This window comes from Promicromonospora sp. NPDC060271, assembly GCF_042726755.1.
In the GTDB taxonomy this organism is placed as follows: Bacteria; Actinomycetota; Actinomycetes; order Actinomycetales; family Cellulomonadaceae; genus Promicromonospora.
The window spans coordinates 1-3,130 of the sequence record NZ_JBHXBG010000295.1 but is presented as its reverse complement, the minus strand read 5'-3'; the positions used below and the strand labels follow the sequence as shown (position 1 = coordinate 3,130).

The window sequence follows — 3,130 nt, the reverse complement described above, 5'->3', positions numbered from 1 at the left end:
GTAGAGCGCCTGTCCGGCATCGAGGCGACTACTTCGGAGAACCGGCCGGACAGGCGCTCTACTTCGGCGGCTGGGAGGGTGTTCGCCATGCGGTACGACGTCGACGAGACCGCCGGGAACGCGTGGGCGGCCTGGCGCGAGATGGGGCGGCCCGTGTCGCCGTCGGGCAGACAGCTCGACGTGCTGCACGAGGCGAGCGAGCCCGCTCGCCTGGCGCAGTCGCTGCCGGTCGGCGACGGTGGCCGGGTGGACCTCGACCTGACCATCGGGCGGCACGGCGTCACGCTGGTGACGCTTGACGCCGTACGCGACGAGACCCCGTCCTGGCTCGACGACGGCCGGATCCTGGGCCGTGGCTGAGCGCCGGGAGTTCGGCGACGGCCCGATGGGGCGGGCGGCGAACGCGATCTACTGGTATCTCGTGGTCGAGCTGCTGCTCGTCCTGACGTCGTTGCCCGGGCTGGTCGCGCTCGCGCTGCTGGACCGGTCGCCGGGCAACGTCCCGTTCGTGGTGCTGTGCCTGCTGCCGCTGGGCCCGGCGGCGTCGGCCGGGCTGTTCGCGCTGCGTGCCCGGGCCACCGCCGACGCACTGGCCCCTGCGTCCTCCTTCTGGCGGGGGTACCGCCTGAACTGGGCCGACGTCCTCCGGGTGTGGACCCCTGCGCTCGTGGTGCTCGGTGTCCTGGGGTTCTCGCTGGCGAACCTCGGTGCGTCCGGGGTGCCCACGTGGTACGCGCCGGTTCTCCTCGTCATCGGTGCGGGACTGCTCCTGTGGACGGTGAACGTGCTGGTGATCGTCTCGTTCTTCGGTTTCCGGGCGCGAGACTCGGCACGGCTCGCCGCCCACTACCTCGCGGCTCGTCCGCTGGTCACGCTGGGGAACCTCTCCTTGCTCGTGCTCGCCGGGGGCGTGATCGTACTGACCACCGAGGCGCTGTTCGGCCTGGTCGCGGTGGTGTGGCTCGCCTTCGTGCTGCGCAACGCGCGCCCCCTGCTGGCCGACGTCGAGGAGCGGTTCACCGGCGGATCGTGATCCGGCGTCGCGGGTGCAACATTGTTCGATCTGTGGCACGTGCGCCACAGTGAGCGCATGGTGATCAAGCAGGGGGACCCGGCACGACTGACCTACCGCTATCTGCGGATAGCGATCGTGGCGGGGGTGCTGGTGCTGTTCGTGTCGTTGACGATGCAGATAGCCGCCGACCACGGGAGGCTCGACTCCGGCGAGGAGTGGTGGCACGCGTCGATCAGCGCGTACTTCTACTCGCCCGTGCAGAGCATCTTCGTCGGCACGCTGGTGGGTATCGGCACGTGTCTGATCGCGATCAAGGGCAGGCACGGGGCCGAGGAGGTGCTGCTCAACTTCGCGGGCATGTTCGCGATCCTCGTGGCGCTGATCCCTACGCCGCTCGACGCCGCGATGTGCGGCGACGAGCCGTACTGCCTCGACGTGCCGGAGCGGGTGGGCAACAACGTGGGGACGCTGCTCCTCGTCGGCGGCGTGGTCCTGGTGCTGGCGACCTGGCCGCGACGACGGGACCTGGGCGGGCGTGTGGGCTGGGACCTCTGGCTCACCTGGCTGACCTGGGCAGCGACGGGCGTGTGGCTGCTGGTGTGGCCCGCGAGCTTCCTGGAGTCGGCGCACTACACGGCGGCGGTCCTGCTGTTCGCCTGCCTCGTGGCCGTCGCCTGGATCAACGGCTCGGACCACGCGGTCACGACCCAGGCGCTCGAGCGGCTGCGGGGCATGTCCGCCCGGGCGTACCGGGTCTGGTACCGCTGGATCGCCGCGTCGATGGCCGCCGTGCTGGTGGTGGGTCTGGCGACCATGGCGGTCCTCGACCGGTTCCTGCCGGACCTGTTCCCGCAGACGTTGTTCGTGGTCGAGACGGCGATGATGCTGATCTTCGCGCTCTTCTGGGCGCTGCAGACCATCCAGTTCTGGGACACCGGCCTGCCTGCGCGTGCCCAGGTGGAGGACGTGAAGGTCCCCGGCGATACGACGCCGTAGCGGGCCGGGTGCGAGCGGACCAGCGCCGCCTTACGGTCGAGGAGCGGTCGCGGGGTCGTCACCAACGTCACGCCGCCGCACCATCGAGCCGGAGGGAGCCCATCATGACCGAGAACGAGAACTACCGGACCGACGACGCACCGGCACCGCAGGCCAATCCCGGACCGCGCGCCGACCCGGTCTCCGCCGACGACGACGTGCAGGGCAGCAGCAATCCCGGACCGCGTGACGTGCCGGGGCAGGACGACGACCTCGACCGCACGACCGAGGACCCGGCAGGGGAGCGGGCGATCCCCGGCGAGCACCCCAAGGACGACCCGGACCTGGAGGGCGAGGAGCGGTTCGACGCGGGCTGAGTCCCGAGGCTGGTCCCTTGAGCTCGCTCGGCGGATTAACGTCGTCGCATGGTGCGCTGATCTGCCTGGTCGGCGTCGCCGTGACCATGTACGGACCGCGCGGGTTGGCGGACTAGTCGGTCCCTGACGTCTGGCTGAACCCTCCACAACGAAGAGTTTCGCGCTCCTCATCGGTCGGGCCGCTTCTGCACAACACCGAGGAGCAGGATCATGAAGGACCCGATCACCACCATCGACCCCCGGTTCAGCGACCCCGCGGCCGAGCCGACCGGCTGGCAGGCCACCCAGGAGGTGCTCGAGAACGCCCAGATGACCTGGGTGACCACGGTGCGCGCCGACGGGCGCCCGCACGTCTCACCGCTGGTCGCCGTCTGGCTCGACGGGGCGCTGCACTTCACGACCGGGCCCGAGGAGCAGAAGGCCGTCAACCTCGCGGTCAACCCGAACGTCGTGCTGACCACCGGCCGGGACACCTGGGACGAGGGCGTTGACGTCGTGGTCGAGGGACCTGCCGTCCGGGTGACCGACCGGGAGACGCTGGCGCGGCTCGCGGCGGCCTGGCGCACCAAGTGGGACGGCCGGTGGGTCTACGAGGTGGGTGACGGCGTGTTCCTGAACGACGTCGGCGGCCCCGCCCTCGTGTTCGCCGTGGAGCCGACCAAGGTGCTGGCCTTCGGCAAGGGCACGTTCAGCCACACGCGGCACGTCCCGCGACCGGCACGAGTGGTCGGCAGTACGTCAGGTGATCGGCAGCTCGGACTGC

4 protein-coding genes and 1 pseudogene are annotated in these 3,130 nt (G+C 70.6%); all 5 read left to right on the top strand.

Annotation, left to right across the window (positions count from 1 at the left end; genetic code table 11):
- Window positions 1-360: pseudogene (locus ACFWE2_RS25080) on the top strand (xylan 1,4-beta-xylosidase); the annotation flags it as partial.
- Window positions 353-1,033 (top strand): glycosyltransferase, encoded by a 681-nt coding sequence (locus tag ACFWE2_RS25075; RefSeq protein ID WP_377226924.1) that lies wholly within the window; start codon window positions 353-355, stop codon window positions 1,031-1,033. The pseudogene ACFWE2_RS25080 and the gene ACFWE2_RS25075, both read left to right, overlap by 8 nt.
- A gap of 57 nt (window positions 1,034-1,090) precedes the next feature.
- A complete protein-coding gene (locus ACFWE2_RS25070; RefSeq protein ID WP_377226923.1) occupies window positions 1,091-2,011 on the top strand; it encodes a hypothetical protein in 921 nt (306 codons plus the stop codon).
- Window positions 2,012-2,115: 104 nt separating this feature from the next.
- Window positions 2,116-2,367, top strand: a complete 252-nt coding sequence (locus ACFWE2_RS25065) for a hypothetical protein (protein ID WP_377226922.1) — start codon at window positions 2,116-2,118, stop codon at window positions 2,365-2,367.
- Between the two features lie 210 nt (window positions 2,368-2,577).
- Window positions 2,578-3,130 (top strand): pyridoxamine 5'-phosphate oxidase family protein (locus tag ACFWE2_RS25060; protein ID WP_377226921.1); only part of this gene is annotated, 553 nt, incomplete at its 3' end.